Annotated in this window: 25 protein-coding genes and 1 riboswitch; of the genes, 4 read left to right on the top strand and 21 right to left on the bottom strand. The window is 65.6% G+C overall.

Annotated elements, in window-relative coordinates; translation table 11 throughout:
• Positions 1 to 126 precede the first annotated feature (126 nt).
• From hisH to G5S42_RS30760, 19 genes are all read right to left on the bottom strand, one after another.
• On the bottom strand, positions 127 to 768 hold the full coding sequence (gene hisH / locus G5S42_RS30850; RefSeq protein WP_176110144.1) for an imidazole glycerol phosphate synthase subunit HisH: 642 nt from the start codon (positions 766 to 768) through the stop codon (positions 127 to 129).
• Positions 769 to 930: 162 nt separating this feature from the next.
• The gene (gene hisB, locus G5S42_RS30845; RefSeq protein WP_176110143.1) at positions 931 to 1,518 is read right to left on the bottom strand and encodes an imidazoleglycerol-phosphate dehydratase HisB; all 588 of its coding nucleotides are present in this window, start codon (positions 1,516 to 1,518) and stop codon (positions 931 to 933) included.
• Positions 1,519 to 1,632: 114 nt separating this feature from the next.
• Positions 1,633 to 2,703: a histidinol-phosphate transaminase gene (gene hisC, locus G5S42_RS30840; RefSeq protein ID WP_176110683.1), complete on the bottom strand. Its 1,071-nt coding sequence runs from the start codon at positions 2,701 to 2,703 to the stop codon at positions 1,633 to 1,635.
• Positions 2,704 to 2,847: 144 nt separating this feature from the next.
• Positions 2,848 to 4,182, bottom strand: coding sequence for a histidinol dehydrogenase (gene hisD, locus G5S42_RS30835; protein WP_176110142.1), 1,335 nt, complete (start codon positions 4,180 to 4,182; stop codon positions 2,848 to 2,850).
• Positions 4,183 to 4,240: 58 nt separating this feature from the next.
• Positions 4,241 to 4,942: an ATP phosphoribosyltransferase gene (gene hisG, locus G5S42_RS30830; protein ID WP_176110141.1), complete on the bottom strand. Its 702-nt coding sequence runs from the start codon at positions 4,940 to 4,942 to the stop codon at positions 4,241 to 4,243.
• Positions 4,939 to 6,201 carry a UDP-N-acetylglucosamine 1-carboxyvinyltransferase gene (gene murA / locus G5S42_RS30825; RefSeq protein ID WP_176110140.1) on the bottom strand — a complete coding sequence of 421 codons (1,263 nt, stop codon included), beginning with the start codon at positions 6,199 to 6,201 and terminating at the stop codon, positions 4,939 to 4,941. Before murA ends, hisG begins: the two co-directional genes overlap by 4 nt.
• A gap of 111 nt (positions 6,202 to 6,312) precedes the next feature.
• A complete protein-coding gene (locus G5S42_RS30820) occupies positions 6,313 to 6,552 on the bottom strand; it encodes a BolA family protein (RefSeq protein ID WP_013090701.1) in 240 nt (79 codons plus the stop codon).
• 15 nt (positions 6,553 to 6,567) lie between these two features.
• Positions 6,568 to 7,332 (bottom strand): ABC transporter permease, encoded by a 765-nt coding sequence (locus tag G5S42_RS30815; protein WP_176110139.1) that lies wholly within the window; start codon positions 7,330 to 7,332, stop codon positions 6,568 to 6,570.
• Positions 7,329 to 8,261, bottom strand: coding sequence for an ABC transporter ATP-binding protein (locus G5S42_RS30810; protein ID WP_176110138.1), 933 nt, complete (start codon positions 8,259 to 8,261; stop codon positions 7,329 to 7,331). The genes G5S42_RS30815 and G5S42_RS30810 overlap by 4 nt, the downstream gene beginning before the upstream one ends.
• Positions 8,262 to 8,451: 190 nt before the next feature.
• A complete protein-coding gene (locus tag G5S42_RS30805) occupies positions 8,452 to 8,772 on the bottom strand; it encodes an STAS domain-containing protein (RefSeq protein ID WP_176110137.1) in 321 nt (106 codons plus the stop codon).
• Entirely contained in the window at positions 8,769 to 9,401 is a 633-nt protein-coding gene (locus G5S42_RS30800; RefSeq protein WP_176110136.1) for an MlaC/ttg2D family ABC transporter substrate-binding protein, read from the bottom strand. Before G5S42_RS30800 ends, G5S42_RS30805 begins: the two co-directional genes overlap by 4 nt.
• Positions 9,402 to 9,514: 113 nt before the next feature.
• The gene (locus G5S42_RS30795) at positions 9,515 to 10,615 is read right to left on the bottom strand and encodes an MlaA family lipoprotein (protein WP_176110135.1); all 1,101 of its coding nucleotides are present in this window, start codon (positions 10,613 to 10,615) and stop codon (positions 9,515 to 9,517) included.
• 11 nt (positions 10,616 to 10,626) lie between these two features.
• Entirely contained in the window at positions 10,627 to 11,166 is a 540-nt protein-coding gene (gene mlaD / locus G5S42_RS30790; protein WP_176110134.1) for an outer membrane lipid asymmetry maintenance protein MlaD, read from the bottom strand.
• A 91-nt stretch (positions 11,167 to 11,257) separates the two neighbouring features.
• Complete coding sequence (mlaE, locus tag G5S42_RS30785) at positions 11,258 to 12,025, bottom strand: lipid asymmetry maintenance ABC transporter permease subunit MlaE (protein WP_013090708.1); 768 nt, start codon at positions 12,023 to 12,025, stop codon at positions 11,258 to 11,260.
• On the bottom strand, positions 12,022 to 12,843 hold the full coding sequence (locus G5S42_RS30780; protein WP_176110133.1) for an ABC transporter ATP-binding protein: 822 nt from the start codon (positions 12,841 to 12,843) through the stop codon (positions 12,022 to 12,024). Before G5S42_RS30780 ends, mlaE begins: the two co-directional genes overlap by 4 nt.
• A gap of 94 nt (positions 12,844 to 12,937) precedes the next feature.
• On the bottom strand, positions 12,938 to 14,041 hold the full coding sequence (gene thiE, locus G5S42_RS30775; RefSeq protein ID WP_176110132.1) for a thiamine phosphate synthase: 1,104 nt from the start codon (positions 14,039 to 14,041) through the stop codon (positions 12,938 to 12,940).
• Positions 14,038 to 14,853, bottom strand: coding sequence for a thiazole synthase (locus G5S42_RS30770; RefSeq protein ID WP_176110131.1), 816 nt, complete (start codon positions 14,851 to 14,853; stop codon positions 14,038 to 14,040). The genes thiE and G5S42_RS30770 overlap by 4 nt, the downstream gene beginning before the upstream one ends.
• A 107-nt stretch (positions 14,854 to 14,960) precedes the next feature.
• Positions 14,961 to 15,158, bottom strand: a complete 198-nt coding sequence (thiS, locus tag G5S42_RS30765) for a sulfur carrier protein ThiS (protein ID WP_026225709.1) — start codon at positions 15,156 to 15,158, stop codon at positions 14,961 to 14,963.
• Between the two features lie 65 nt (positions 15,159 to 15,223).
• On the bottom strand, positions 15,224 to 16,354 hold the full coding sequence (locus G5S42_RS30760; protein ID WP_176110130.1) for an FAD-dependent oxidoreductase: 1,131 nt from the start codon (positions 16,352 to 16,354) through the stop codon (positions 15,224 to 15,226).
• Between the two features lie 222 nt (positions 16,355 to 16,576).
• Positions 16,577 to 16,700, bottom strand: a riboswitch (TPP riboswitch).
• Between the two features lie 433 nt (positions 16,701 to 17,133).
• On the opposite strand from G5S42_RS30760, the gene G5S42_RS30755 reads away from it, so the two are divergent.
• The 4 genes from G5S42_RS30755 to G5S42_RS30740 all read left to right on the top strand — a co-directional run bounded on the left by G5S42_RS30755 (position 17,134) and on the right by G5S42_RS30740 (position 21,171).
• A complete protein-coding gene (locus G5S42_RS30755; RefSeq protein ID WP_176110129.1) occupies positions 17,134 to 18,885 on the top strand; it encodes an ABC transporter ATP-binding protein/permease in 1,752 nt (583 codons plus the stop codon).
• A 234-nt stretch (positions 18,886 to 19,119) separates the two neighbouring features.
• Positions 19,120 to 19,593 carry a hypothetical protein gene (locus G5S42_RS30750; protein WP_176110128.1) on the top strand — a complete coding sequence of 158 codons (474 nt, stop codon included), beginning with the start codon at positions 19,120 to 19,122 and terminating at the stop codon, positions 19,591 to 19,593.
• Between the two features lie 64 nt (positions 19,594 to 19,657).
• On the top strand, positions 19,658 to 20,326 hold the full coding sequence (locus G5S42_RS30745; protein WP_176110127.1) for a hypothetical protein: 669 nt from the start codon (positions 19,658 to 19,660) through the stop codon (positions 20,324 to 20,326).
• A gap of 101 nt (positions 20,327 to 20,427) precedes the next feature.
• A complete protein-coding gene (locus G5S42_RS30740) occupies positions 20,428 to 21,171 on the top strand; it encodes a response regulator (protein ID WP_176110126.1) in 744 nt (247 codons plus the stop codon).
• A 91-nt stretch (positions 21,172 to 21,262) separates the two neighbouring features.
• Here G5S42_RS30740 and G5S42_RS30735 read toward each other — a convergent pair whose 3' ends face one another.
• The gene (locus G5S42_RS30735; RefSeq protein ID WP_176110125.1) at positions 21,263 to 21,934 is read right to left on the bottom strand and encodes a flagellar basal body L-ring protein FlgH; all 672 of its coding nucleotides are present in this window, start codon (positions 21,932 to 21,934) and stop codon (positions 21,263 to 21,265) included.
• 112 nt (positions 21,935 to 22,046) lie between these two features.
• Positions 22,047 to 22,760 carry a hypothetical protein gene (locus tag G5S42_RS30730; RefSeq protein WP_176110124.1) on the bottom strand — a complete coding sequence of 238 codons (714 nt, stop codon included), beginning with the start codon at positions 22,758 to 22,760 and terminating at the stop codon, positions 22,047 to 22,049.
• Positions 22,761 to 22,763: the final 3 nt, after the last annotated feature.

Genomic DNA, 22,763 nt, shown 5'->3' with positions numbered 1-22,763 from the left:
TCAGCCCGCCGCAATACCGTCTCGCTAGTTTAGTACAACTCTTTCGGCGCTCCAGTGGGGCGCCGGTCGGATGCGGGACCGCGGCACCGCGCGACGCACGCGCGGCAACGGGATAAAGAAAGGCGTTCACGGGTTCCAGTGCACGAAGTTGCGGTACACGCGCAAACCCGCCTCGGCGCTCTTTTCGGGGTGAAACTGGGTGGCGAAAATGTTATCCCGCGCTACAGCCGAGGTAAAGGGCACGCCGTAGACCGTCTCGCCCGACGTGTGCGTCGGGTTGTCCGGCACCACGTAGTAGCTGTGCACGAAGTAGAAGAATGCGTTGTCGGCGACGCCGTCCCACAGCGGATGCGGCTGCGCCTGACGCACGCGGTTCCAGCCCATCTGCGGGACCTTGAAGCGCGAGCCGTCGTCCTGCAGGCGGCCTTCGAGCTCGAAGCGCACCACCTTGCCGGGCAACAGACCCAGCCCCGGCGTGTCGCCCTCTGCGCTCCAGTCGAACAGCATCTGCTCGCCGACGCACACGCCCATCAGCGGCTTGCTGCGCGACGCCTCGACGACCGCTTCCTGCAAACCGGACGCGCCGAGACTGCGCATGCAGTCGGGCATCGCGCCCTGGCCGGGCAGCACCACGCGGTCGGCCGCACGGATCGCTTCCGGACGATCGACGATCGCCACGTCCGCTTCCGGCGCCGCTTTGCGCAGTGCCTGGGCAACCGAGCGCAGGTTGCCCATTCCGTAATCCACAATCGCTATCGAAGTTTTCATTTCAAGTTGGGCCGCTCTGCCCTCGATCCATCGATGCCGCCGCGCGGCGTCGAACGACGTGCCGGCAAATGCGGTCCTGCCCGATGAGTCGCGTGAAGGTGAGTGGCCTGAATACGTTGGGGGCGGTGAAACCCTGTGTTAAAGCCTGCTACGGCCGTTCGGTCAGAGACTGCCCTTGGTCGACGGAATCTGTCCGGCCGCACGCTCGTCGAGTTCGACGGCCATGCGCAGCGCGCGCCCGAACGCCTTGAACACCGTTTCGAGCTGGTGGTGAGCGTTGATGCCGCGCAGATTGTCGACATGCAGCGTCACGCCGGCATGGTTCACGAAGCCGCGGAAGAATTCGATCGACAGGTCGACGTCGAACGTGCCGATGCGCGCGCGCGTGAACGGCACGTGGAATTCGAGGCCCGGACGGCCGGAAAAATCGATCACGACGCGCGACAGCGCTTCGTCGAGCGGCACATAGGAATGACCGTAGCGGCGGATGCCCTTGCGATCGCCGATCGCCTTCGCGACGGCCTGGCCGAGCGTGATACCGGTGTCTTCGACCGTGTGGTGGTCGTCGATATGCAGGTCGCCATGCGCTTCGATCTCGAGGTCGAACAGCCCGTGGCGGGCGATCTGGTCGAGCATGTGGTCCAGGAACGGCACACCGGTGGCCAGCTTCTGCTGGCCGGTGCCGTCCAGGTTGATCTTCACACGGATCTGCGTTTCGCTGGTGTTGCGAACGACTTCCGCAAGGCGCATGGCAATTCCTCGAATCTGGCTTAAAAGCGCTAGTAATGTGGGGTGGACTAATGGCGGGCTGCTCAGTGCAGCCGTTAAATGCAGCGGCTCGGTGCCGCCGCTCGATGCGGCGGATTACCGCAACACGAGTTTCAGGCCGGCGAGCAACTGCGCGTTCTCGTTCGGCGAACCGACGGTCAAACGCACGCAGTTGACCAGCAATGGGTGCATTTTACTCACGTTTTTGATCAGAATACGCGCCGTTAGCAGGGTTTCGAACAATACCGACGCATCGGGCACCCGCACGAGCAGGAAGTTGCCCGCGCTGGCGAACACCTGGGCGTCCGGCAGCGCGGCCACCGCCTGCGCGAGCTTCTCGCGTTCGTCGCGCAATTGCGCGGCCTGCGCGTCGAGCACGCCGATGTGGTCGAGCAGGAAATCGGCGGCGGCCTGCGTCAGCACGTTGGTGTTGTACGGCGGGCGCACCTTGTCGAATTCGGTGAGCCACGCGGGCTTGCCGACCAGATAACCGAGGCGGATCCCGGCGAGGCCCAGCTTCGACACCGTGCGCATCACGACGACGTTGTCGAACTGGTCGGCGCGCGGCAGCCAGCTCTTCTGCGCGAACGGCTGATACGCCTCGTCGATCACGACGAGGCTCTTGCCCGCCGCGGCGATGATGCGCTCGATTGCGGCGTCATCGAACAGCGTGCCGGTCGGGTTGTTCGGATACGCGAGATAGATCAGCGCCGGTTCGTGCTCGGCGATCGCCGCGAGCATCGCGTCGGTATCGAGCGTGAAATCGGCTTTCAGCGGCACGCCGACGAATTCGAGATGCGCCAGCTTGGCCGACATCTGATACATGACGAAGCCCGGCACCGGCGCGAGCACCTTCGCGCCCGGCTTCGCGCACGCGACCGACATAATGCTGATGATTTCATCCGAGCCATTGCCAAGCAGCACGTCGCAGCCCGCCGGCACGCCCATCACGTGACGGATGCGCTCGATCAGTTGCTCGGGACGCGGCGCCGGATACCGGTTCAACGCGACGCCGGCCAGACGCTCGCCGAGATGGGCGGCAAGTTCCGGCGGCAGCGGGAACGGGTTTTCCATCGCGTCGAGCTTGATGAAACCGGTGGCGTCCGGAACCGGATAGCTCGTCATTGCGAGCACGTCGCTGCGGATGATGTCTTGAGGTGTCGTCATAGCTTCGGGGCCGGGCCAGGCGAAGACTGCCATGTCGGCGTCGTCGGTGCAGGGCGTTCGGGTTGGTCTCTGTCGTCGTTATTGAACGGGGCGGGTGCTCGATGCGTCGCTTGCGCGGCAGTCTCCGCCCTCGCCGCTTCCGTCTCAGCCGCGTTCGTTGTTGTTCTGCCGCATCCGGAATTCGGCGCTGCGTGCGTGCGCTTGCAGACCTTCGCCATATGCAAGTTCGGCGGCGATTTCGCCGAGCGTCTGCGCGCCCTCCGCGCTGACCTCGATCAGGCTCGAGCGCTTGAAGAAATCATAAACGCCGAGTGGCGACGAGAACCGTGCGGTACGCGACGTCGGCAGCACGTGGTTCGGGCCCGCGCAGTAGTCGCCGAGGCTCTCGCTGGTGTAGCGGCCAAGGAAGATCGCACCCGCGTGGCGGATTTGCTGCGCCCACTGATGCGGCTCCAGCGCCGAAATTTCGAGGTGCTCCGGCGCAATGTCGTTGGCGATCGCGCAGGCCTCGGCCATGTCGCGCACCTTGATCAGCGCGCCGCGGTTTTCGAGCGACGTGCGGATTACCTCGTGGCGCGGCATCGTGGGCAGCAGTTCGTCGATCGCTTCCTGCACACGCGCGATGAACGCGTCGTCCGGGCACAGCAGGATCGACTGCGCGAGCTCGTCGTGCTCGGCCTGCGAGAACAGGTCCATCGCGACCCAGCGCGGATCGGTCGTGCCGTCGCACAGCACGAGAATTTCCGACGGCCCGGCGATCATGTCGATGCCGACCGTGCCGAACACGCGACGCTTCGCCGACGCGACATACGCGTTGCCGGGGCCGCAGATCTTGTCGACCGCGGGCACGGATTGCGTGCCGTACGCGAGCGCGCCCACCGCCTGCGCGCCGCCGATCGTGAACACGCGATCGACGCCGCCCAGCAGTGCCGCCGCGAGCACGAGCGGATTCTTCACACCGTCCGGCGTCGGCACGACCATCACGATTTCGCGCACGCCGGCCACCCGCGCCGGAATCGCGTTCATCAGCACCGACGACGGATACGCCGCCTTGCCGCCCGGCACGTAGATGCCCGCGCGATCGAGCGGCGTGACCTTCTGGCCGAGCACGGTGCCGTCGGCTTCGGTGTATTGCCAGCTATGGCTGCCGCACTCGATCTTCTGCTTCTCGTGGTAGCCGCGCACGCGCGCCGCCGCCGCTTCCAGCGACGCACGCTGCTTCGGCTCGAGACTTTCGAGCGCCGCTTCGAGCTCCGCCATCGGCAGTTCGAGCCCGGCCACGCTTTTCGCATCGATGCGATCGAAGCGCTTCGTGTACTCGAGCACTGCGTCGTCGCCGCGCGCCTTCACGTCGTTCAGAATCTGCGCGACCGAGCGCTCGATGGCCTCGTCTTCGCTCGCCTCGAACGCGAGCACCGCATGCAGCGACTTGTTGAAGTCGCGAGCGGTGGAATCGAGTTTGCGAATCTTGGTAGACATACAGGTATCCGTTTCGGTAAGGCGCTCAGTCGCAGCGTGATCAGAGTGCCATCGTCAGTCAGGCCGCCGGGGCGCCGGCTTGCGACGACGCATTGGCAAACGCGTCGAGAATCGGCCGCAACGCCGCGCGTTTCAGCTTCAGCGCTGCCTGGTTCACCACGAGGCGCGACGAAATCTGCATGATCTCCTCCACCTCCACGAGATTGTTCGCGCGCAGCGTATTGCCCGAGCTGACCAAGTCGACGATCGCGTCGGCGAGGCCGACCAGCGGCGCCAGTTCCATTGAACCGTACAACTTGATCAGATCGACGTGAACGCCCTTGGCGGCAAAATGCTCACGTGCGGTTTCAACGTACTTGGTCGCGACACGCAGACGCGCGCCCTGGCGCACCGCGTTCGCATAATCGAAACCCGCCGCGACCGCGACCGACATCCGGCAACGCGCGATGTCCAGGTCGACCGGCTGATACAGGCCGCTGCCGCCATGCTCGAGCAGCACGTCCTTGCCGGCCACGCCGAAGTCGGCCGCGCCGTACTCGACATAGGTCGGCACGTCGGTCGCTCGCACGATGATCACGCGCAGGTTCGCGTCGGTGGTCGGCAGGATCAGCTTGCGCGAACTCTCGGGATCTTCGGCGACTTCGATGCCGGCCGCCGCGAGCAGCGGCAGCGTTTCCTCGAAGATACGCCCTTTCGACAACGCGAGCGTGAGCGGCGCGCTCACCGCCGGCGACGACGACGTTTGCGGCATCGAACTCATGCCTGGCTCCCGGATACGCGGCGCACCTTCGCACCGATCGCGTTGAGCTTCGCTTCCATGCGGTCGTAGCCGCGATCGAGGTGATAGATACGGTCGATCAGCGTCTCGCCCTCGGCGCGCAGCGCGGCGATCACGAGACTCGCGGACGCGCGCAGATCGGTGGCCATCACCTTCGCGCCGGACAGTTTCTCGACGCCGGTCACGAGCGCTGTGTTGCCGTCGATTGTGATGCTCGCACCGAGGCGGTTCAGCTCCTGCACGTGCATGAAGCGATTTTCGAAGATCGTCTCGACGACCTGCGACGTACCGTCGGCGATCGTGTTGAGCGCCATGAACTGCGCCTGCATGTCGGTCGGGAATGCCGGGTATTCGGAGGTGCGGAACGTGACCGCGCTCGGGCGCTTGTCCATGCGCACGCGCATCCAGTCGTCGCCTTCCTCGACCGTCACGCCCGCTTCGCGCAGCTTTTCGGTGACGGCTTCGAGCAGCAGCGGACGCATCTTGCGCAGCGTGACGTCGCCGCCTGCCGCCGCGACCGCGCACAGGAAGGTGCCCGCTTCGATGCGGTCCGGAATGACCGTGTGCTTCGCACCGTGCAGCTTGTCGACGCCCTGGATCACGAGCCGATCCGTGCCGATGCCTTCGATCTTCGCGCCCATCGCGACGAGCAGATGCGCGAGGTCGACCACTTCGGGTTCACGCGCGGTGTTCTCGATGATCGTTTCGCCTTCCGCGAGCACCGCCGCCATCAACAGGTTCTCGGTACCGGTCACGGTGATCATGTCGGTGACGATGCGCGCGCCCTTCAGACGCTTCGCTCGCGCTTCGATGAAGCCGTGCTCGATCGTGATCTCGGCGCCCATCGCCTGCAAACCCTTGATGTGCTGATCGACCGGACGCGCGCCGATCGCGCAGCCGCCGGGCAGCGACACGCGCGCATGACCGAAGCGCGCGACGAGCGGACCGAGCACGAGGATCGACGCGCGCATCGTCTTCACCATCTCGTACGGCGCGACGAGGTTGTCGACCTTCGACGCGTCGAGCGCGACGCGCCCTTCGCCCGCCTCGATACGCACGCCCATCTGGCCGAGCAGCTTGAGCATCGTGCGCACGTCCTGCAGATCGGGCACGTTCTCCAGATGCACCGGATCGGCGGTCAACAGACCCGCGCACAGGATCGGCAATGCCGCGTTCTTCGCACCCGAGACGACAACTTCACCGGAGAGCGGGTAGCCACCTTCAATGATGAGTTTATCCATGCCTGTCGGTTCCTGATCGGCCCGGTTCGCGCCCGGACCTGCTTTGTCTGTGTTCGGCGCGCCGCTAGCTGCGTCGCGCCCTTCGTGAGTAACTCGCACTAAATTTCCAGATTACGCGTTCTGCCATTCGGCGGGCGTCAGCGTCTTCATGCTGAGCGCGTGGATTTCTTCGCGCATGCGCTCGCCGAGCGCCGCATACACGAGTTGGTGACGTTGGATCAGGCGCTTGCCTTCGAAGCTCGGCGAGACGATCGTCGCAAAGAAATGCTGACCGTCGCCTTCGACTTCGAGATGCTCGCACGCGAGTCCAGCTGCAATGTACTGTTTGACCTGTTCGGGAGTCGGCAACATGAGAGAAGCTCCTCGTCAGTGGCGCAGCTTGTAGCCGGTGGCGAGCATGCGCATCGCCACGACAGCCAGCACCACGAAGAAACCGGCGACGATCGCGAGGCTCGCGAGCGGGTCGATATCCGACACGCCGAAAAAGCCATAGCGAAAGCCGTCGATCATGTAGAAAAACGGATTGAGCCGCGATACTTCGCGCCACCCGGGGGGCAGCGTATGCGTCGAGTAGAACACGCCCGACAGAAAAGTGAGCGGCATGATCAGAAAGTTCTGGAACGCGGCGAGCTGGTCGAATTTTTCGGCCCAGATGCCGGCGATCAGACCCAGCGTGCCGAGGATCGCCGCGCCGAACATCGCGAACACGATGATGTAGAGCGGCGCGGTGAACGCGAGCGGCACGAACCAGATTGTCACGATGAACACACCGAAGCCGACGCACAGCCCGCGCGCCACGGCCGCGAGCACGTAGGCCGCGAACATCTCGTAGTGCGACAGCGGCGGCAGCAGCACGAACACGAGGTTGCCGGTGATCTTCGATTGGATCAGCGACGAAGAACTGTTCGCGAACGCGTTCTGCAGCACGCTCATCATCACGAGACCCGGAATCAGGAAGCTCGTGTATTCGACGCCCGGATAGACCTCGACATGGCCGCGCAGCGCGTGGCCGAAGATGGTCAGATAAAGGAGCGCGGTGATGACCGGCGCGAGCACGGTCTGGAACGATACCTTCCAGAAACGCAACAGTTCTTTATAAAACAGCGTGCTGAATCCACTGTAGCCGCTCATGCGAGCCCCTCGATCACTTCTGGACCGTTCATCACCTGAACGAATACGTCTTCGAGGTCGGCCTTGCGGACCTCGATTTCTTCGAATGTACAACCGGCCCCGCGGCATTGCGCGAGGATGCGCTCGACGTCGTCGTAGCTCGTCAGGCGCAGCAGGTGCTGGCGACCATTGCCGTTGCCCGCGCCGCTTTCCGCCTCGAGCGGACGCAGATCGGCGGGCAGCACGCCCTGCGCGAAGCGCACGAACAGCTGCATGCCGGCGAAGCGCTGCAGCAGCGTGCTGGTGCGATCGAGCGCAACGACCTCGCCTCGGCGCAGCATCGCGATGCGGTCGCACAGCGATTCGGCTTCTTCCAGGTAGTGCGTGGTCAGCACGATCGTGTGGCCTTCGTGATTCAGGCGCGAGATGAACTTCCACAGCGTCTGGCGCAGTTCGACGTCGACGCCCGCGGTCGGCTCGTCGAGCACGATCACCGGCGGACGGTGCACGAGCGCCTGCGCGACCAGCACGCGGCGCTTCATGCCGCCCGACAGCGCGCGCATGTTGGCATCGGCTTTTTCGGTGAGATCGAGATTGGCCATGATCTCGTCGATCCACGCGTCGTTATTGCGCAGACCGTAGTAGCCCGACTGGATGCGCAAGGTTTCGCGCACTGTGAAGAACGGATCGAACACGAGTTCCTGCGGCACCACGCCGAGCGCGCGGCGCGCATTGCGGAAATCGTCGACCACGTCGTGACCGCGCACCGCGATGCTGCCCTCGTCGGCGCGGGCGAGACCCGCGAGTATGCTGATGAGCGTCGTCTTGCCCGCGCCGTTCGGACCGAGCAGTCCGAAGAACTCGCCTTCTTCGACCGTGAGGCTGACGCCCTTGAGCGCCTGCAAGTCCTTGTAGCGCTTCTTGACGTTACGAATTTCTATGGCTGACATGACTATGGGCCGCGTGCGTCGCGGCGCCTGAAGTAGCCCCGATGGAGCCTGGGGACGTGCAAATGCTGGAAGAAACGGAACCGGGGCCGATTAGGGGGCCAGTTCAACGCCCCAAAAAAACGTTTGATTATAGGGCAAAAACTGACACCCCCGGCCTGGCCGGAAGGGGGGAGACGACGCTAGAGGAGCGTCAATGTCGCGCTGACGCAACCATGCTGGAGGCGACAGGAGAGAGAAGCGTATCGACGCCGTAGGCCTGCGCGAGACTGGCGAGACCGGCCGGCAGATTGATGATTTCGAACTTGCCGCCGCGCGCCGCCGCGGCCCGCACCCACGCGAGCAGGACCGCGAGCGCCGACGAATCGAATTGCGTGAGCGGCCCGCAATCGACGCCGCGCGCGCCCGCCGCAATACGTTGCAGACCCGCCGCGAGCGCGGCCTTCGCGCTCTCGTGGGTCAGCGTCGCGCCGCTGTCGAAGCGGTTCGCGACCTGGTTCAGCACGTCGCTCACGACTGCTTGCCCGCGGCGAGTTGCTGATTGCGCTGCGTGAGGAACTGGATCAGTCCGTCCACGCCCTTCTGCTGGATCTGCTCGTTGAACTGCTGCTGATACGCCTGGATCAGCCACGCGCCGAGCACGTTGAGGTCATACACGCGCCAGCCTTGCGCCGTCTTGTACAGGCGATAGTCGAGTTCGATCGGCTGGCCATTGTTCATCACGACCGAGCGCACCACCGTGTCAGTGTCGTCCGGGTTCATGCGGAACGGCTTGAACTGGATCTGCTGGTCGCGCACCTGCGCGAGCGCGCCCGAGTACGTGCGGATCAGCAGCATCTTGAACTGCTCGACCACCTGGTTCTGCTGCTCGGGCGTCGCGGTGCGCCAGTTGCGGCCCATTGCGAGCTGGGTGGTGCGGCGGAAGTCCGTGTACGGCAGGATCTTTTCGTTGACGAGCGCCGTGATGTGGGTGATGTCGCCCTGCTGGATCGACTTGTCGCCGCGAATTGCGTCCATCACCTGCTGGGTGACGGTTTTGATCAGCGCCTCGGGGGAGTTGGTGTCGACGGTTTGCGCCGATGCGCCCGCGCTGATGAATGAAAACAACACGGCAAACAACGGAATCAGGAAGAATTTTTTCATATCGAGCTTTGCCTCAAAAATAGTGCAACGGTGTGAGCGACCTTATCACGCGAGTTTGACGGCAATCCATGCGCAAACTGCGAGAGTCGTATCGATCTGTTACGGCTGCACGTTCAATGCAATCTGAACGACGGGAAGTTGAAGCGCGTGGGCGGCACCAGCTGACCGGCCGGAATCTGCGTTTCAGGGCCGCCTTTCAGGTCGAGCGGCGGGGTTTCGGTGCCCGACGCGGCCTCCGGCGCCGACGCGCCCGGCGGTGCCGACGCGCCTTGCGGTGCCGACGCGCCTTGCGGTGCCGACGCGCCTTGCGGTGTTGCCACGGCCGCGCCGGATGCGGGAGCCGCCTTTGCCGCAGCACCCTGCGTGCCCGCGGCGGCGCCCGCCGCGCCGGTTGCAGCGCCGGCCGGCGCACCTGCCGCCCCTGCGGCCGCGCCCGTCTCGCCTTCGTCGTACTTCGGCAGCGGCGCTTCCTCTTCATAGCTCGGCAGGTCCTGCGGACGCCGGCGGTTATCCGACAGCAGATACTGGCGGCGCTGCAGATACGCATTGCGCACGAACGAGTATTTGTCGAGCGCCGCGCCTTCCAGCAGGTTGCTCGCGCCGAGCAGGTTCGCGCGCGTATTGACGATGTTCAGGCCCCACAGGGCCCAGCTCAGGCCCGGCGGATCGATGTAGCTGATCGGGTTCACGTAGTAGTTGCCGAGCGAGCCGAACGCGTCTCGCACCGTGCTCGGCCCGAACAGCGGCAGCACGAGGTAAGGGCCCGCCGGCACGCCGTAGTGGCCGAGCGTCAGACCGAGGTCGTTGTCGTGCTTGGGCAGCTTCGCGAGCGTCGCGACGTCGAACAGGCCGCCGACGCCGAACAACGTGTTGATCACGATCCGCATGATGTCCGACACGCCGTCCGCGATACGCAACTGCAGCAGATTGTTCGCCGCGATATAGATGTCGCCGATGTTCGAGAAGAAGTTCGTCACGCTGTCGCGCACCGGCTGCGGCGTGACAAACACGTAGCCCTGCGCGACCGGCTTGATCGCGTACTGGTCGACCTTGTCGTTGATGGTGAAGATCGTGCGGTTCAGCCCTTCGAACGGGTCGCCCTTGGTCGGCGTCTGCACGGTCGTGCAACCGGCGAGCAGCGCAGCCGCCACGGCGACCTTGCCGAACTGTAGGACGCGCGCGCCGCTGCGCGGGGTCTGCAGTTTCGTCTGCATCGTTGTTCTCCTTATTGGCCTGACTGGCCGGCAGCGCCGGAGGCCGGCGCGCCCGGCGCCGGTGCGGGGGCGGATGCAGCGGGCTTCGCTGCGCCGGAGTCCGCGGCCTTGCTATACAGGAACTGGCCGATCAGGTTTTCCAGCACGATCGCCGATTGCGTCATCGCGATGGTATCGCCCGCCTTCAGCATTTCCGAGTCGCCGCCCGGCTCGAGCCCGATGTACTGCTCGCCGAGCAGACCCGAGGTCAGGATCTTCGCCGAAGTGTCTCTCGGAAACTCGAATTGCTTGTCGATATCGATCGTGACGAGCGCCTGGTAGGTGTTGCTATCGAAGCCGATCGACGCGACCCGGCCGACCGTCACGCCGGCGCTCTTTACAGGCGCGCGCGGCTTCAGCCCGCCGATGTTGTCGAACTTGAGCTTGACCGGGTAGGTTGCCTGGAACGACAGCGAGCTCATATTGCCGGCCTTCAGCGCAAGAAACAGCAACGCCACGAAACCCAGCACCACGAACAGGCCGACCCAGAAGTCGAGAACATTCTTTTTCATCGTCATCCCAAAGTGAATCCGCCGCGCCGCCGCCGCTTCCCGCCGTGCGCGGCGCATCGTACGCCGCTGGCAGCCGGCACGCTGCGCGGCCTTAGCTGAACATCAGTGCGGTCAACAGGAAGTCGAGCCCGAGCACCGCGAGCGACGCGTACACGACCGTGCGGGTCGTCGCGCGCGACACGCCTTCCGGCGTCGGCTTTGCCTCGTAGCCCTGAAACAGCGCGACGAAGGTCACCGCGAGACCGAACACCACGCTCTTGACGACCCCGGCGCCGACATCGCGCCACACGTCGACGCCACTTTGCATCTGCGACCAGAACGCGCCGGCATCGACGCCGATCAGCAGCACGCCCACCACGTAACCGCCCAGCACACCGACCGCGCTGAAGATCGCCGCGAGGATTGGCATCGAGATAATGCCGGCCCACAGGCGCGGCGCGATCACGACTTTGACCGGATCGACGGCCATCATTTCCATCGCGGTGAGCTGCTCGCCGGCCTTCATCAGGCCAATTTCGGCGGTCAGCGACGTGCCCGCGCGCCCGGCGAACAGCAGCGCGGTCACGACCGGCCCGAGCTCGCGCACCAGCGACAGCGCGACCAGTAACCCGAGCGCCTGCTCGGAGCCATAACGGTTCAGCGTGTAATAGCCCTGCAGCCCGAGCACGAAGCCGACGAACAGTCCCGACACCGCGATGATCACGAGCGAATAATTACCGACGAAGTGGATCTGCTTCGTGACAAGACGCGGACGGCGCAGCAGCGGGAAAATTTCGAGCACGAGCCGCAGGAAGAAGCGCGTCGCGTAGCCGGCGGTGCCGAGCCCGGTGATGACCGAGCGACCGATCGTACTGATCATGACTGGCCTCCGCCGATGCCGAAGTCCGCCGCGAGCGGCGTCTGCGCCGGATAGTGGAATCTGAACGGGCCGTCCGGCGCGCCGTCGATGAACTGCCGCACGGTCGGGTCGGTCGACGCGCGCAGCTCGTCCGGCGTACCTTCGGCGAGCACCCCGCCGCTGGACAGGAAGTACACGTAATCGGCGATCGCGAACGATTCCGGCACATCGTGCGTGACGAGAATCGACGTCGCGCCGAGCGCCTGGTTCAGCGTGCGGATCAGATTTGCGGTGATGCCGAGCGAGATCGGGTCGAGGCCGGCGAACGGTTCGTCGTACATCATCAGTTCGGGATCGAGTGCGATCGCGCGCGCGAGCGCCACGCGCCGCGCCATGCCGCCCGAAATCTCCGACGGCAGCAAATCGCGAGCGCCGCGCAGGCCGACCGCGTTGAGCTTCATCAGCACGAGGTCGCGCAGCAGTTCTTCGGGCAGATCGGTGTGCTCGCGTAGCGAAAAGGCGACGTTCTCGAACACCGACATGTCGGTGAACAGCGCGCCGAACTGGAACAGCATGCCCATCTTGCGGCGCAGCGCGTAAAGGCCTTCGCGCGTCTGCCCGCCAATGTCCTGGCCATGGAACAGCACCTGGCCGCGTTGCGCGCGCACGAGGCCGCCGATCAACCGCAGCACCGTGGTCTTGCCGCAACCCGAGCCGCCCATGACCGCGACGACCTGACCGCGGCGAAAGCGCAGATTCAGATTCGACAGGACGAGCCGGTCGCCGTAACCGAAGTCGACGTCGCGCAGCTCGAGTATGGTCTCGGGGGAGGAAGGCACCAAACTGACAATCCTTTTACACGGAAGGCCGAATTATAGGGCCATCATGCAAAAGCTGCCTTGAGGTGCCCCGTTCCTTGACTATGCCTGACGATTATTGCGTAAACGTGTGTTGCAGCGCAGAAACTGCGGCGGCTGGGTCGGCCGCTTCGGTGACCGCGCGCACCACCGCCGCGCAGCCGACGCCGGTCGCGAGCACCTCCGGCAGCACCTGCAGATCGATCCCGCCGATCGCGACGAGCGGCACCACACCGTCGAGCAGCCGCACATAGCGTGCGAGGCGCCGCAAGCCCTGCGGCGCGGTCGGCATGACCTTGGTCGTGGTCGGGAACACCGCGCCCAATGCAATGTAACTCGGACGAAAATGCAGCGCCTTCAGCATCTCGTAGAAGCCGTGCGTGGACAGGCCCAGACGGATGCCCGCGTCGGCCAGCGCGGACAGATCCGCTGTATGAACGTCTTCCTGGCCGAGGTGCACGCCGTACGCGCCCGCCTCGAGCGCCGCCTGCCAGTGATCGTTGATGAACACCTGCGCGTCGTGCGCGTGGCCGGCGGCCACACAGCGGGCGATCTCGCGCTTCAGTTCGTCGGCGGGTTCGGCCGACTTGCGGCGCAACTGCACCGTCTTCACGCCGTAGCCGACCACCCGTTCGACCCAGTCCGCGGTCGGCAGTACCGGATACAGGCCGAGCTTGTCGGGGCAGCGCGGGAACGCCTTGGCGGGTGCCAGCGGCAGATCGGCAAGGCGCGGAAAGCGGCCGAGGTCGGACGGGAAAGCGTCGTCGGCGCGGGTCTCGTCGCCGTCGCGCCACGCGAGCGCGAGCACCAGCGCGTCGTGCGGATCGAAACCGCAGTCGAGGAACGCGGCCAGCGCGGGAATCCAGTCTTCCGCCAGATGGCCTTCGAGGCCGTATTTCTCACCGCCCAGATGCAGCGTCGCACGGTTTTCCGCAGCGACGATCACGCCCGCGCCCCGCGTCAGCCAGCGCGCGATCTGCTCGCCGTGCTGCTGCGCGTCGGCGATCACGATCAGGTCGCCACCGTTCGGTTCGTCCGGCGCGGTCAGGCAGATGCGCCACGGCGCGTGGGTCGGCGGCCAGTCGCCAAGCCGCGCGCGGATGCGCTCGGCGGCTTCGATGAGTTCGTCGGCCGTCGGCCAGAACAGATCGCGGTCCTTCAGCGTCAACGACTGCGTCATGCCGCACCTCCATCCTGATGCCAGAACGGCATGCCGACCACCGGCGTGCTCGCGTGCGCACTCTCGCGCTCGGCCATCGGGCCCGCGAGATACGCCTGCCGGCCCGCCTCGACGCCCAGCGCGAACGCGCGCGCCATCGCGTCGGGGTGCGTCGCCTGCGACACCGCCGTATTCAGCAGCACGCCGTCGAAGCCCCACTCCATCACCTGGGCCGCATGCGACGGCACGCCGAGCCCGGCATCGACGATCAGCGGCACGTCCGGCAGCCGCTCGCGCAATACGCGCAGCCCGTACGGATTGATCACGCCCTTGCCGGTGCCGATCGGCGCGCCCCACGGCATCAGCGCCTCGCAGCCGGCGTCGAGCAGACGGCGGCCGATCACCAGATCTTCGGTGCAGTACGGCAGCACCTTGAAGCCATCCTTGACGAGCCGCGCGGCGGCTTCGATCAGGCCGACCGGGTCGGGCTGCAGCGTGTAGTCGTCGCCGATCAGTTCGAGCTTGATCCACTCGGTCTCGAAGATTTCGCGCGCCATATGCGCGGTCGTCACCGCTTCACCGACGCTCAGGCAGCCCGCCGTATTCGGCAGCAGCGGCACGCCGTGGCGCTTGAGCAGATCGAAGAAGCCGGCTTCCGCGTTGCCCTCGTTCATCTGACGGCGCAGCGCGACGGTGACCATGCCGGGGCGCGCGGCGTCGATCGAATCGGACAGCGATTGCAGCGACGGGTAGCGCGACGTGCCGAGCAGCACGCGGCTTGCGAAAGTTTGACCGTATAGGGTCAGCGCGTCGGCGCTCTCGTGAGAAGTCATTTGCATCATCCTGGTTTGCCGTCGCGGCTAGAACCGACCGCGTGACGGCAATGGGTTTTCGGCGACGGTTGTTGCATTCGGTAAGCAGCAGGCTGGCGCGAGCGCGCTCAGCCGCCCGCGACCGGCTGCACGACGTCGAGCCGATCGCCCGTTTGCAGCGCGCGCGCCGCATGCTGCGCACGCGCGACGAAATCGCCGTTGAGCGCGACCGCGAACGGCGGACGCGCGCCAAAGGCGGCAAGCGCATCGGCGACAGTCGCGCCCTCGGGCAGCGACAACGGCTTCTGATTGATATGAATGTCCATGGTGTTCGAATACGGTTCAATCGATGGCGCAAGCGGCATCGCGTGCGGCACGTTTGCCGCTACGCTCAGGCCGGCTCATGCGCGAAATGCTGTTGGAACAGCTCGCTCCAGCGTGCGTCGCGCCGCCAGCCGGCGAATGCGTCGGCGTCCCGGACGCGGCCGTCGAGCAGCGCGCTCGCGAAGCGCACGGCTTCGTCGGCGACTTCCGGCGCGATCATAAAGCCGTGCCGATACAGGCCGTTCACGCGCAACGTACGCGCGCCGTCCCAAAGCAGCGCGGGACGGTGATCGGGCAAGGTCGGCCGGCACTGCGAATTCAGCTCGAGGATGCGCGCCTCGCCGAAGCCCGGATGCACCGAGAACGCCGCGCTCAACAACTCGAGCGCCGAACGCACGCTGACGGGCGACATGTCCTCGCCCTCGACCTCGGTCGCGCCGATCACGTAGAGGCCGTTCTGCTTCGGCGCGATATACAGCGGGTAGCGCGGATGCAGCAGCCGCACCGGGCGAGTCAGCTGCAGGTGAGGTGCATGCACCCGCGCAACTTCACCGCGGATGCCGCGCAGCGTCGGCAGCACAGGCTTTGCGCCGAGCCCGCGGCAATCGATCGTGATACCGGCGTCGGGCAGCGACGCGTCGTCAATCGGCGTGTTCCAGTGCGTGTCGACGCCGCGCTCGGCAAGCCCCGCGGCGAGCGCGGACAGCACCTGGCGGTTGTCGAGCTGGCCCTCGCGCGGCAGTAGCCAGCCCTGACTGAAGCGGCCGGCCAACGCGGGTTCGGCGGCGCCGAGCTGCGCGCCCGAAAGCGCGACGAAGCCGCCGTCGAGCAACTCGGCCGGCGCGTTCGCGCGCACGCGGCGCTCGAACAGCGGCGCCTCCGTGCGATCCGCGTGATGCCAGACGACGAGCGTGCCGTTGCGCTGGAAAAACACCGGCTCCGGCAGTTCGGCGAGCACGCGCGGCCAATTTTCGAGCGAACTCGCACCGAGCCGCGTGATCAGCAGCTCGGCGCTGGCGGCTTCTGCCAGCGGCGCGAGCATCGCCGCGGCGACCCACGCGGCAGCTTGCGAGCCGGCGGCATCGCCGCGCTCATAGAGCGCCACGCGATGTCCGTCGCCCGCGAGGCGCCACGCGACCAGCCGGCCGCACAAACCGCCGCCGAGCACGGCGAAATCAGGTCGAGCGGAATGGCTCATCGCGCCCGCTCCGTTTGACAGCGGCGGGCGAAACCAAAGCGGCACGGCACGCCGGAGCCGGCGTGACGAAGAGAAAGATGCATGTCTGAAGAATAGGCGGTCATCGAGTCCTTTCCGTACGGCCAAAAACCGCACGTACCCAGGACGAAACCGGCGGGTGAAGCCGGCCGGTCACGGCGTGTGCATGTGAGCTGCGCTCGCCGCCCGGCGGGGAATGGAAGACGGTTGCTTCCGGAAACTTCCCGCGCCGGTATTACCCGGATCGGGTGCAAAGGGTCTCTCTCAGCCTCGCCGCCCCGGCATGAAAATCATGCCGCCTGTGGGCGAAGCACCCCTGTTTCGTCGCAGGTCATTAGACCATAAAAGGCGCGGCGCCCGCAAACCAGCGGTCCGCCGTCGCTGCCGCGATTTTGATCTGGCACCGTCTAGCGAGATGGCGATGCGAAGCGGCCCGGCGCTCTGGCACAATGCCGTGACCGGTGCCGAAAAAACGCGGCGCGCGCGGCACTCGTGGCCGCATGCGTGGCGGCGGCATCCCGGCGGACGCCGGCCCCGAAAAATTAATTTTCGCTTAAGGGCGTCACGCCAGAATCGGGCGCCCGTCCGGACTCGCGTTCATCGAGCGCGAGGGCGCGATGCCCGGCCAGGTATCGCAGACCCGCCTCAGCCACGGCCTCGCAAAGGGCCGGCTGTCAGCGGGATCGCCCGACATGGGTCAACCAGATCGGACCCGTACGCCGCCGGAATGCACTTCGGGTCAGCACTTCATCAGGACGCTCATGACACCACATACTTCCGCCAGCCCCGCGCTGCCGTCCGACGAAAAGGTCTCCGCCTGGAGCCTGATCAAGCCTTACTGGGTTTCCGAGGAACGAGGCATCGCATGGGCGCTGCTCGTCGCGATCATCGTGATGAACCTGATCGTCGTCTGGATCAACGTGCGCTTGAACCGCTGGAGCGCAGACTTCTACAACGCGCTGCAGCAGAAGAACGTCCACGACTTCCCGCATCTGCTGATGATTTTTACCGGACTCGCGTTCGGCTTCATCATCCTCGCCGTGTATGGACGCTATCTGCGTCAGATGCTCGGCTTCCGCTGGCGCCAATGGCTGACCACCCGCTACCTGAACGAGTGGCTCAACGACAGCGCGTTCTACCGCATCGAGCGCGACCGCCTCGCCGACAACCCCGACCAGCGGATCAGCGACGACCTGCAGTCGTTCGCGACCACCACGCTGTCGCTGACGCTCGATCTGCTGTCGACCGTCGTCACGCTGGTGTCGTTCATCACGATCCTGTGGACGCTCGCGGGCGCGCTGAGTATTTCGCTCGGCGGCATGCCGCTGCATATCCCCGGCTATATGGTTTGGGCCGCCGCGCTGTATGCGGTGGTCGGTTCGCTCGTTATGCAGAAGGTCGGCCATCCGCTCGTGTCGATCAACTATCAGGCGCAGAAAGTCGAGGCGGATTTCCGTTTCGGTCTGATCCGGCTGCGTGAGAACGCCGAGCAGATCGCGTTCTACAACGGCATGGAAACCGAGAAGACGAACGCGCGCACGTTGTTCGGCCGCATCCGCGACAACTGGTGGCAGGTGATGAAGTACACGAAGCGCCTGACCTTCGTGCTGAGCTTCTACGGCCAGATCGCGATCATTTTCCCGATCGTCGTCGCCGCGCCGCGCTACTTCGCGGGCGCGTTCACATTCGGCGTGCTGATGCAGATTTCGAGCGCGTTCGGCACCGTCAGCGATTCGTTCTCGTGGTTCATCAACAGTTATACGAGCCTCGTCGAATGGCGCGCGACCGTGAACCGGTTGCGCGAATTCAAGCGCGTCGTGCATTCGCCGCGTCTGAAGGAATCGGTGTCGCCGGCCACGGAACACGGCGGCATCAATCTGCATTTCGTCGACAGCAACTCCCTTACCACCGACGGCCTCACGCTCGCGCTGCCCAATGGCAACCCGCTGTCGCGCATCCGCGATATCGCGATCCGGCCGGGCTCGCGCTGGCTCGTGCGCGGTCCGTCGGGCGCCGGCAAGAGCACGCTGATGCGCGCGCTCGCGGGCCTGTGGCCGTTCGGAGACGGCTCGATCGACGCGCCGGTCAATGCGCGCATGATGTTCATTCCGCAGGTCAGCTACATGCCGATCGGCACGCTGAAGGCCGCGCTCGCGTATCCGTCGGCGGCGGACACCTATGGCGACGACGAATGCCGCGACGCGCTCATCACCTGCCATCTGTCGGAATACGCAGACCGTCTGCAGGAAACGGGGCATTGGACCCGCGTGCTGTCGCCGGGTGAGCAGCAGCGCTTCGCCGCCGCGCGCGTGCTGCTGCACAAGCCGGACTACCTGTTCCTCGACGAAGCGACCAGCGCGCTCGACGCGGAAAACGAGGCGCGGCTCTATCGACTGTTCACCGAGAGGCTGCCGAAGGCGGCGATCGTCAGCGTCGCGCATCGCGAATCGCTTGCTGCGTTCCATGACGAAACGCTCGACGTCGAGCGTTCGGCCGAAGCGATAGCGGCGTGAGCGACGCGCACAGCGCTCACTTCAATTAAGCGCACGACGCCGCCCCCGCGCGTCGTGCGCAACATCCGGAAAGACACGAGAAGAGTTCGGAAGCATTTGCGAAGCGCGCAAGTTGTTCCGCGCTTTGAAAATGCTCGCGAGCAGCGACGATAGTCGTACGGGCCGCGCCATGCGTCGGCCTTCGTTGACGTTAGTCACGTCTTTGATCGCAACCGCTCTCCGGACTTCTCGCCCATGTCATTCGCTCGCCGTATTTCACCTCTGCTCCCGACTTTGCTCCCGCGCCTCGCGCTCGCCTGCGGCGCGGCGCTGCTCTTCACGAACACCGTCGACGCCGCACAAACGGCCGAACCGAACCAGCCCGCGGATATCTGCGCGGCGCTCATGCACATCGTCGATGCGAGCGATTTCCGGCAACTGCCGAACGAGACCGCCGCGCAACTGCCGGGCGTCTCCCATTCCGACGATTGCCTCGCTACCGCGCACGCGTACGACTGCCACTGGCGCGCGCACTGGCAAGCCGACGGCGTCATCAACGATCCGCTCGAAGAACTCGGCGCCGACATCGCCGCCTGCTTTCCGCGCGTCGTGCACGACGTCAACACACCGGTGCGCCAGCATTTCGTCGTGACCACCGACGCGCGCCGCGTGAACGTCACCGCGAGCGTGCAAGGCCAGAACGAACTGCGACTGCGCGTGACGCGCTGAGCGCGCGGCCGTCGCTGCTTTCGATGACCCAGCGAATCTTGTGACCGGGATCGGGCGCTGGCTCATGACCTCGCCGCCGACCGTGCGCGCGCCAGCCGCAACCAAGCCTTCGCGTCCGGGTCGGGTTGCCTCGCTGATAGCGCGGCGTCGCTGCGCCCTCGCCGCCTTCGCCGCGACGCTGACGCTCACGCTCGACGGCTGCGCATGGACGCTGATCCAGGCCGCCGACGCCACCGGCTCCGTGATCCAGGCCGGCTACGCGATCGCGTCGAACTACTCGTCGCCGACCTTCGTCAACGGCCGGCCCGCCGATGTGCAGCACGTGTGCATCGAAGTGAATCCGACGGTGTCGGTCGGCGATTTCGTGCCGGCGCTGCAGCTCGCGCTCGAGCGGCGCGGCATTCGTTCGGACGTCTACAATCCGGGAACCTCGCCGGCCGGCTGCGAAGCGCGGCTCGTCTACAACGCCGCGATCGACTATGGGCGCCGCTCGTTCAGCGACGAATCCATCCAGTACCTGTCGATCATCGATCTGACACTGATCCAGAGCGGCCGCATTCTCGTCACCGCGCGCTATCAGACCGGCGGCCTGAACACCGACCGCTTCTCGTCTGCCTCGGTGAAGCTCGGCGGGTTGATCGAGCGGATGGTCGTCGATCGGACCGATTTCGCGCGTCAGGAGCAGCAACAGCAGACCCTGCAAACCTCGCAGGCCTTCCCGCCGACCCGCTGAAGACCCGCGGCTGTGCGTTCGCTTGCAGCGCCTTACACGGGAAAGGATTGGAAAGCGGTATGCGCTTTGCGCGGCCCGTGCGCATCACTAAGATGACCTGAATGAACCAGACCATCCTGATCGTCGATGACGATCCCGTCGTACGCGAGCTCGTCAGCGAATATCTGCACGGGCGCGGCTTCAACGTCTCCACCCTCGAAAATGGCTTGGCGTTGCAGCGCAGATTGCAGCAGGAGCGTCCCGCGCTCGTCGTGCTCGACATCATGATGCCGGAGCTCGATGGCATCAGCGCGCTGCGCGCGTTGCGCGTCGCCGGCGACGACATTCCCGTGATTCTGCTGACCGCGCGCGCCGATCCGATCGATCGCGTGATCGGCCTCGAACTCGGCGCCGACGACTATCTCGGCAAGCCGTTCGAACCGAGCGAGCTCGTCGCGCGGATTCGCACGGTGCTGCGGCGTCGCGGCTCGATCGCGCCGGGCGCGCCGGAGCAACGCGCGCCCTATCATTTCGGCCGCTTCGAAGTGAACTTCCCCGCGCGCGAACTGCGCCGCGACGGCGAACGCATCACGCTGCGTTCGAGCGAATTCGCGATGCTGAAGGTGTTCGTCACGCACGCGATGACCGTGCTCACACGTGCGCAGCTGCTCGAGAAACTGCACGGCAATAGCGAAGCGCATCGCAATCGCAGTCTCGACGTATCGATCTGGCGCTTGCGTCGGCTGATCGAAGTGGACCCATCGGAACCGCGCTACGTGCAGACGGTGTGGGGACGCGGCTACGTGTTCGTGCCGGATGGCGAAATCGGCGCCGCCGAACGCGGGCTCGCGCCGCCGCCCGGCTAGCGGCGCGAGTCGATCTGATCGGAGCCAGTCGATGCGATCTGCGCGTCGCGCACTACGCGCAGCGCGCTGACGCGGCTGACGCGGCTGACGGTCAAAACGTCAGCACACTCAGAAACATCCGCTGCAGCCAGCCCATCGTCGTCGCGTCGTTGACCATGCCGAGGCCCGCCTGTTCGATGCGCGCGTTCGCGACCTTGCTCGACGCAACGTAATTGCCTGCTTCGATATCCTTGGGATTGACGATGCCCGACAACCGAAGACGGTCGCGGGTACCGCTCATCGCGATCACCTTCTCGCCCGACACGACGAGATTGCCGCCCGACACGGTGCCGATCACGGTCACGGCGAGCGTGCCCGTCATATCGCTGATGTCGCGCAGATTGCCTTGCCCCTTGTAGTCGGTGCTGGCCGAGCCGATGTTGAACAGTTTCGCGAGCCGCGCGGCGGCGTTCGTCGATTGGTCCGCGGCGGTCGCGGTGATGCTGCTCGCGCGGTTCGCCGATGCGCTCGCGCTGTTGTTGCCGCTATACGATTCGGACAGCCGGATCGTCAGCACGTCGCCGATATGCTGCGCGCGCGGCGTCTCATACAGCAGCAGCGGCGCACCGGCCTGATAGATCGCGCCTTGCGTGTTGACGTTCAGCGGCGCGGACGCGAGCGGCGGCGCCATCGGCGTTTCGACGATCGACCTGGTCTGCGTGCTCGAACAGGCCGCGAGACAGCTCGCGGCGCCGAGCACGAGGGTCAGACGTAGCGTGGTCATGCTGGCTCCGTGGCGAAAGGATGAAATGGAGTTAAAGCGTGGCGGCGCGAGCCAGACGCCATCCGCTTTCGGCGTTGGGTTCGCACCGATAATCAGGCTTGCCAGGCAATCATCAGCCCGCGTCGGCGCCGCTCGCCTGCCACTGCCGCACGACCGCTTTCATCCACGTATCCGAGCCCTTCAGCAGATACGTGAGCGTACCGTTGCGGCTGCCCGGCAGAAAGCACAGCGTGATCGAACTGACCGCGTTCTCCCATACGTACATCGGCATCGCGCCCGGCGCCGCCGCGTTGCGCGTCGCGAGACGCGGCGGCCCATAACGATCCTCGAGCGCGTCGCGCAGATCCTCCGCGGTCAGCTCGTCGATCACGAACGACATCTCGTAGAGACGCAATGCGCCTTGCCCGTCGATGCGCGTGAAGCGCATCACGTGTTCGAGTGCCGGCGCGCCATCGACCACCGCCTGCGAGACCGCCCAGCGCTGATCATCGCGATGCGCCCAGCGGCACGCGACGCTCAGGCTATCGTGCGATTTCAGCCGCATGCCGAGCGCACCTGCCTGCACGTCGGTCTCGCAGATCGGCACGCTGCCGACCGGCGTCGCGCGCACGGCCGAGCCCGCGCGGAATTCGTCGATCGTGATGCCGAGCGCGACGCCGCGAAACGAAAACGGCGCATCCGGCGAGCGCCGCCGCGTGTCGGTGACGACGCTATTCGATGCCGCGCTGGCCGCCTTCGGACTGCGCGCGACAGGCTGCGCATGCGCGGCGCACGACAGCACACCGCCGAGCAGCATCAATGCACCAACCATCCTGGTGAGCATCATGAT

It is taken from the genome of Paraburkholderia youngii (genome assembly GCF_013366925.1).
Taxonomy (GTDB): Bacteria; Pseudomonadota; Gammaproteobacteria; order Burkholderiales; family Burkholderiaceae; genus Paraburkholderia; species Paraburkholderia youngii.
The sequence above is the reverse complement of the archived record's forward strand: the minus strand, read 5'-3'. Positions and strand labels throughout refer to the sequence as shown.

Bases quoted from the DNA above. Each gene is read 5' to 3' on its own strand.
- hisH (WP_176110144.1), bottom strand. From the start codon at position 768: ATGAAAACTTCGATAGCGATTGTGGATTACGGAATGGGCAACCTGCGC.
- hisB (WP_176110143.1), bottom strand. From the start codon at position 1,518: ATGCGCCTTGCGGAAGTCGTTCGCAACACCAGCGAAACGCAGATCCGT.
- hisC (WP_176110683.1), bottom strand. From the start codon at position 2,703: ATGACGACACCTCAAGACATCATCCGCAGCGACGTGCTCGCAATGACG.
- hisD (WP_176110142.1), bottom strand. From the start codon at position 4,182: ATGTCTACCAAGATTCGCAAACTCGATTCCACCGCTCGCGACTTCAAC.
- hisG (WP_176110141.1), bottom strand. From the start codon at position 4,942: ATGAGTTCGATGCCGCAAACGTCGTCGTCGCCGGCGGTGAGCGCGCCG.
- murA (WP_176110140.1), bottom strand. From the start codon at position 6,201: ATGGATAAACTCATCATTGAAGGTGGCTACCCGCTCTCCGGTGAAGTT.
- G5S42_RS30820 (WP_013090701.1), bottom strand. From the start codon at position 6,552: ATGTTGCCGACTCCCGAACAGGTCAAACAGTACATTGCAGCTGGACTC.
- G5S42_RS30815 (WP_176110139.1), bottom strand. From the start codon at position 7,332: ATGAGCGGCTACAGTGGATTCAGCACGCTGTTTTATAAAGAACTGTTG.
- G5S42_RS30810 (WP_176110138.1), bottom strand. From the start codon at position 8,261: ATGTCAGCCATAGAAATTCGTAACGTCAAGAAGCGCTACAAGGACTTG.
- G5S42_RS30800 (WP_176110136.1), bottom strand. From the start codon at position 9,401: ATGAAAAAATTCTTCCTGATTCCGTTGTTTGCCGTGTTGTTTTCATTC.
- G5S42_RS30795 (WP_176110135.1), bottom strand. From the start codon at position 10,615: ATGCAGACGAAACTGCAGACCCCGCGCAGCGGCGCGCGCGTCCTACAG.
- mlaD (WP_176110134.1), bottom strand. From the start codon at position 11,166: ATGAAAAAGAATGTTCTCGACTTCTGGGTCGGCCTGTTCGTGGTGCTG.
- mlaE (WP_013090708.1), bottom strand. From the start codon at position 12,025: ATGATCAGTACGATCGGTCGCTCGGTCATCACCGGGCTCGGCACCGCC.
- thiE (WP_176110132.1), bottom strand. From the start codon at position 14,041: ATGACGCAGTCGTTGACGCTGAAGGACCGCGATCTGTTCTGGCCGACG.
- G5S42_RS30770 (WP_176110131.1), bottom strand. From the start codon at position 14,853: ATGACTTCTCACGAGAGCGCCGACGCGCTGACCCTATACGGTCAAACT.
- thiS (WP_026225709.1), bottom strand. From the start codon at position 15,158: ATGGACATTCATATCAATCAGAAGCCGTTGTCGCTGCCCGAGGGCGCG.
- G5S42_RS30760 (WP_176110130.1), bottom strand. From the start codon at position 16,354: ATGAGCCATTCCGCTCGACCTGATTTCGCCGTGCTCGGCGGCGGTTTG.
- G5S42_RS30755 (WP_176110129.1), top strand. From the start codon at position 17,134: ATGACACCACATACTTCCGCCAGCCCCGCGCTGCCGTCCGACGAAAAG.
- G5S42_RS30750 (WP_176110128.1), top strand. From the start codon at position 19,120: ATGTCATTCGCTCGCCGTATTTCACCTCTGCTCCCGACTTTGCTCCCG.
- G5S42_RS30745 (WP_176110127.1), top strand. From the start codon at position 19,658: ATGACCTCGCCGCCGACCGTGCGCGCGCCAGCCGCAACCAAGCCTTCG.
- G5S42_RS30740 (WP_176110126.1), top strand. From the start codon at position 20,428: ATGAACCAGACCATCCTGATCGTCGATGACGATCCCGTCGTACGCGAG.
- G5S42_RS30735 (WP_176110125.1), bottom strand. From the start codon at position 21,934: ATGACCACGCTACGTCTGACCCTCGTGCTCGGCGCCGCGAGCTGTCTC.
- G5S42_RS30730 (WP_176110124.1), bottom strand. From the start codon at position 22,760: ATGATGCTCACCAGGATGGTTGGTGCATTGATGCTGCTCGGCGGTGTG.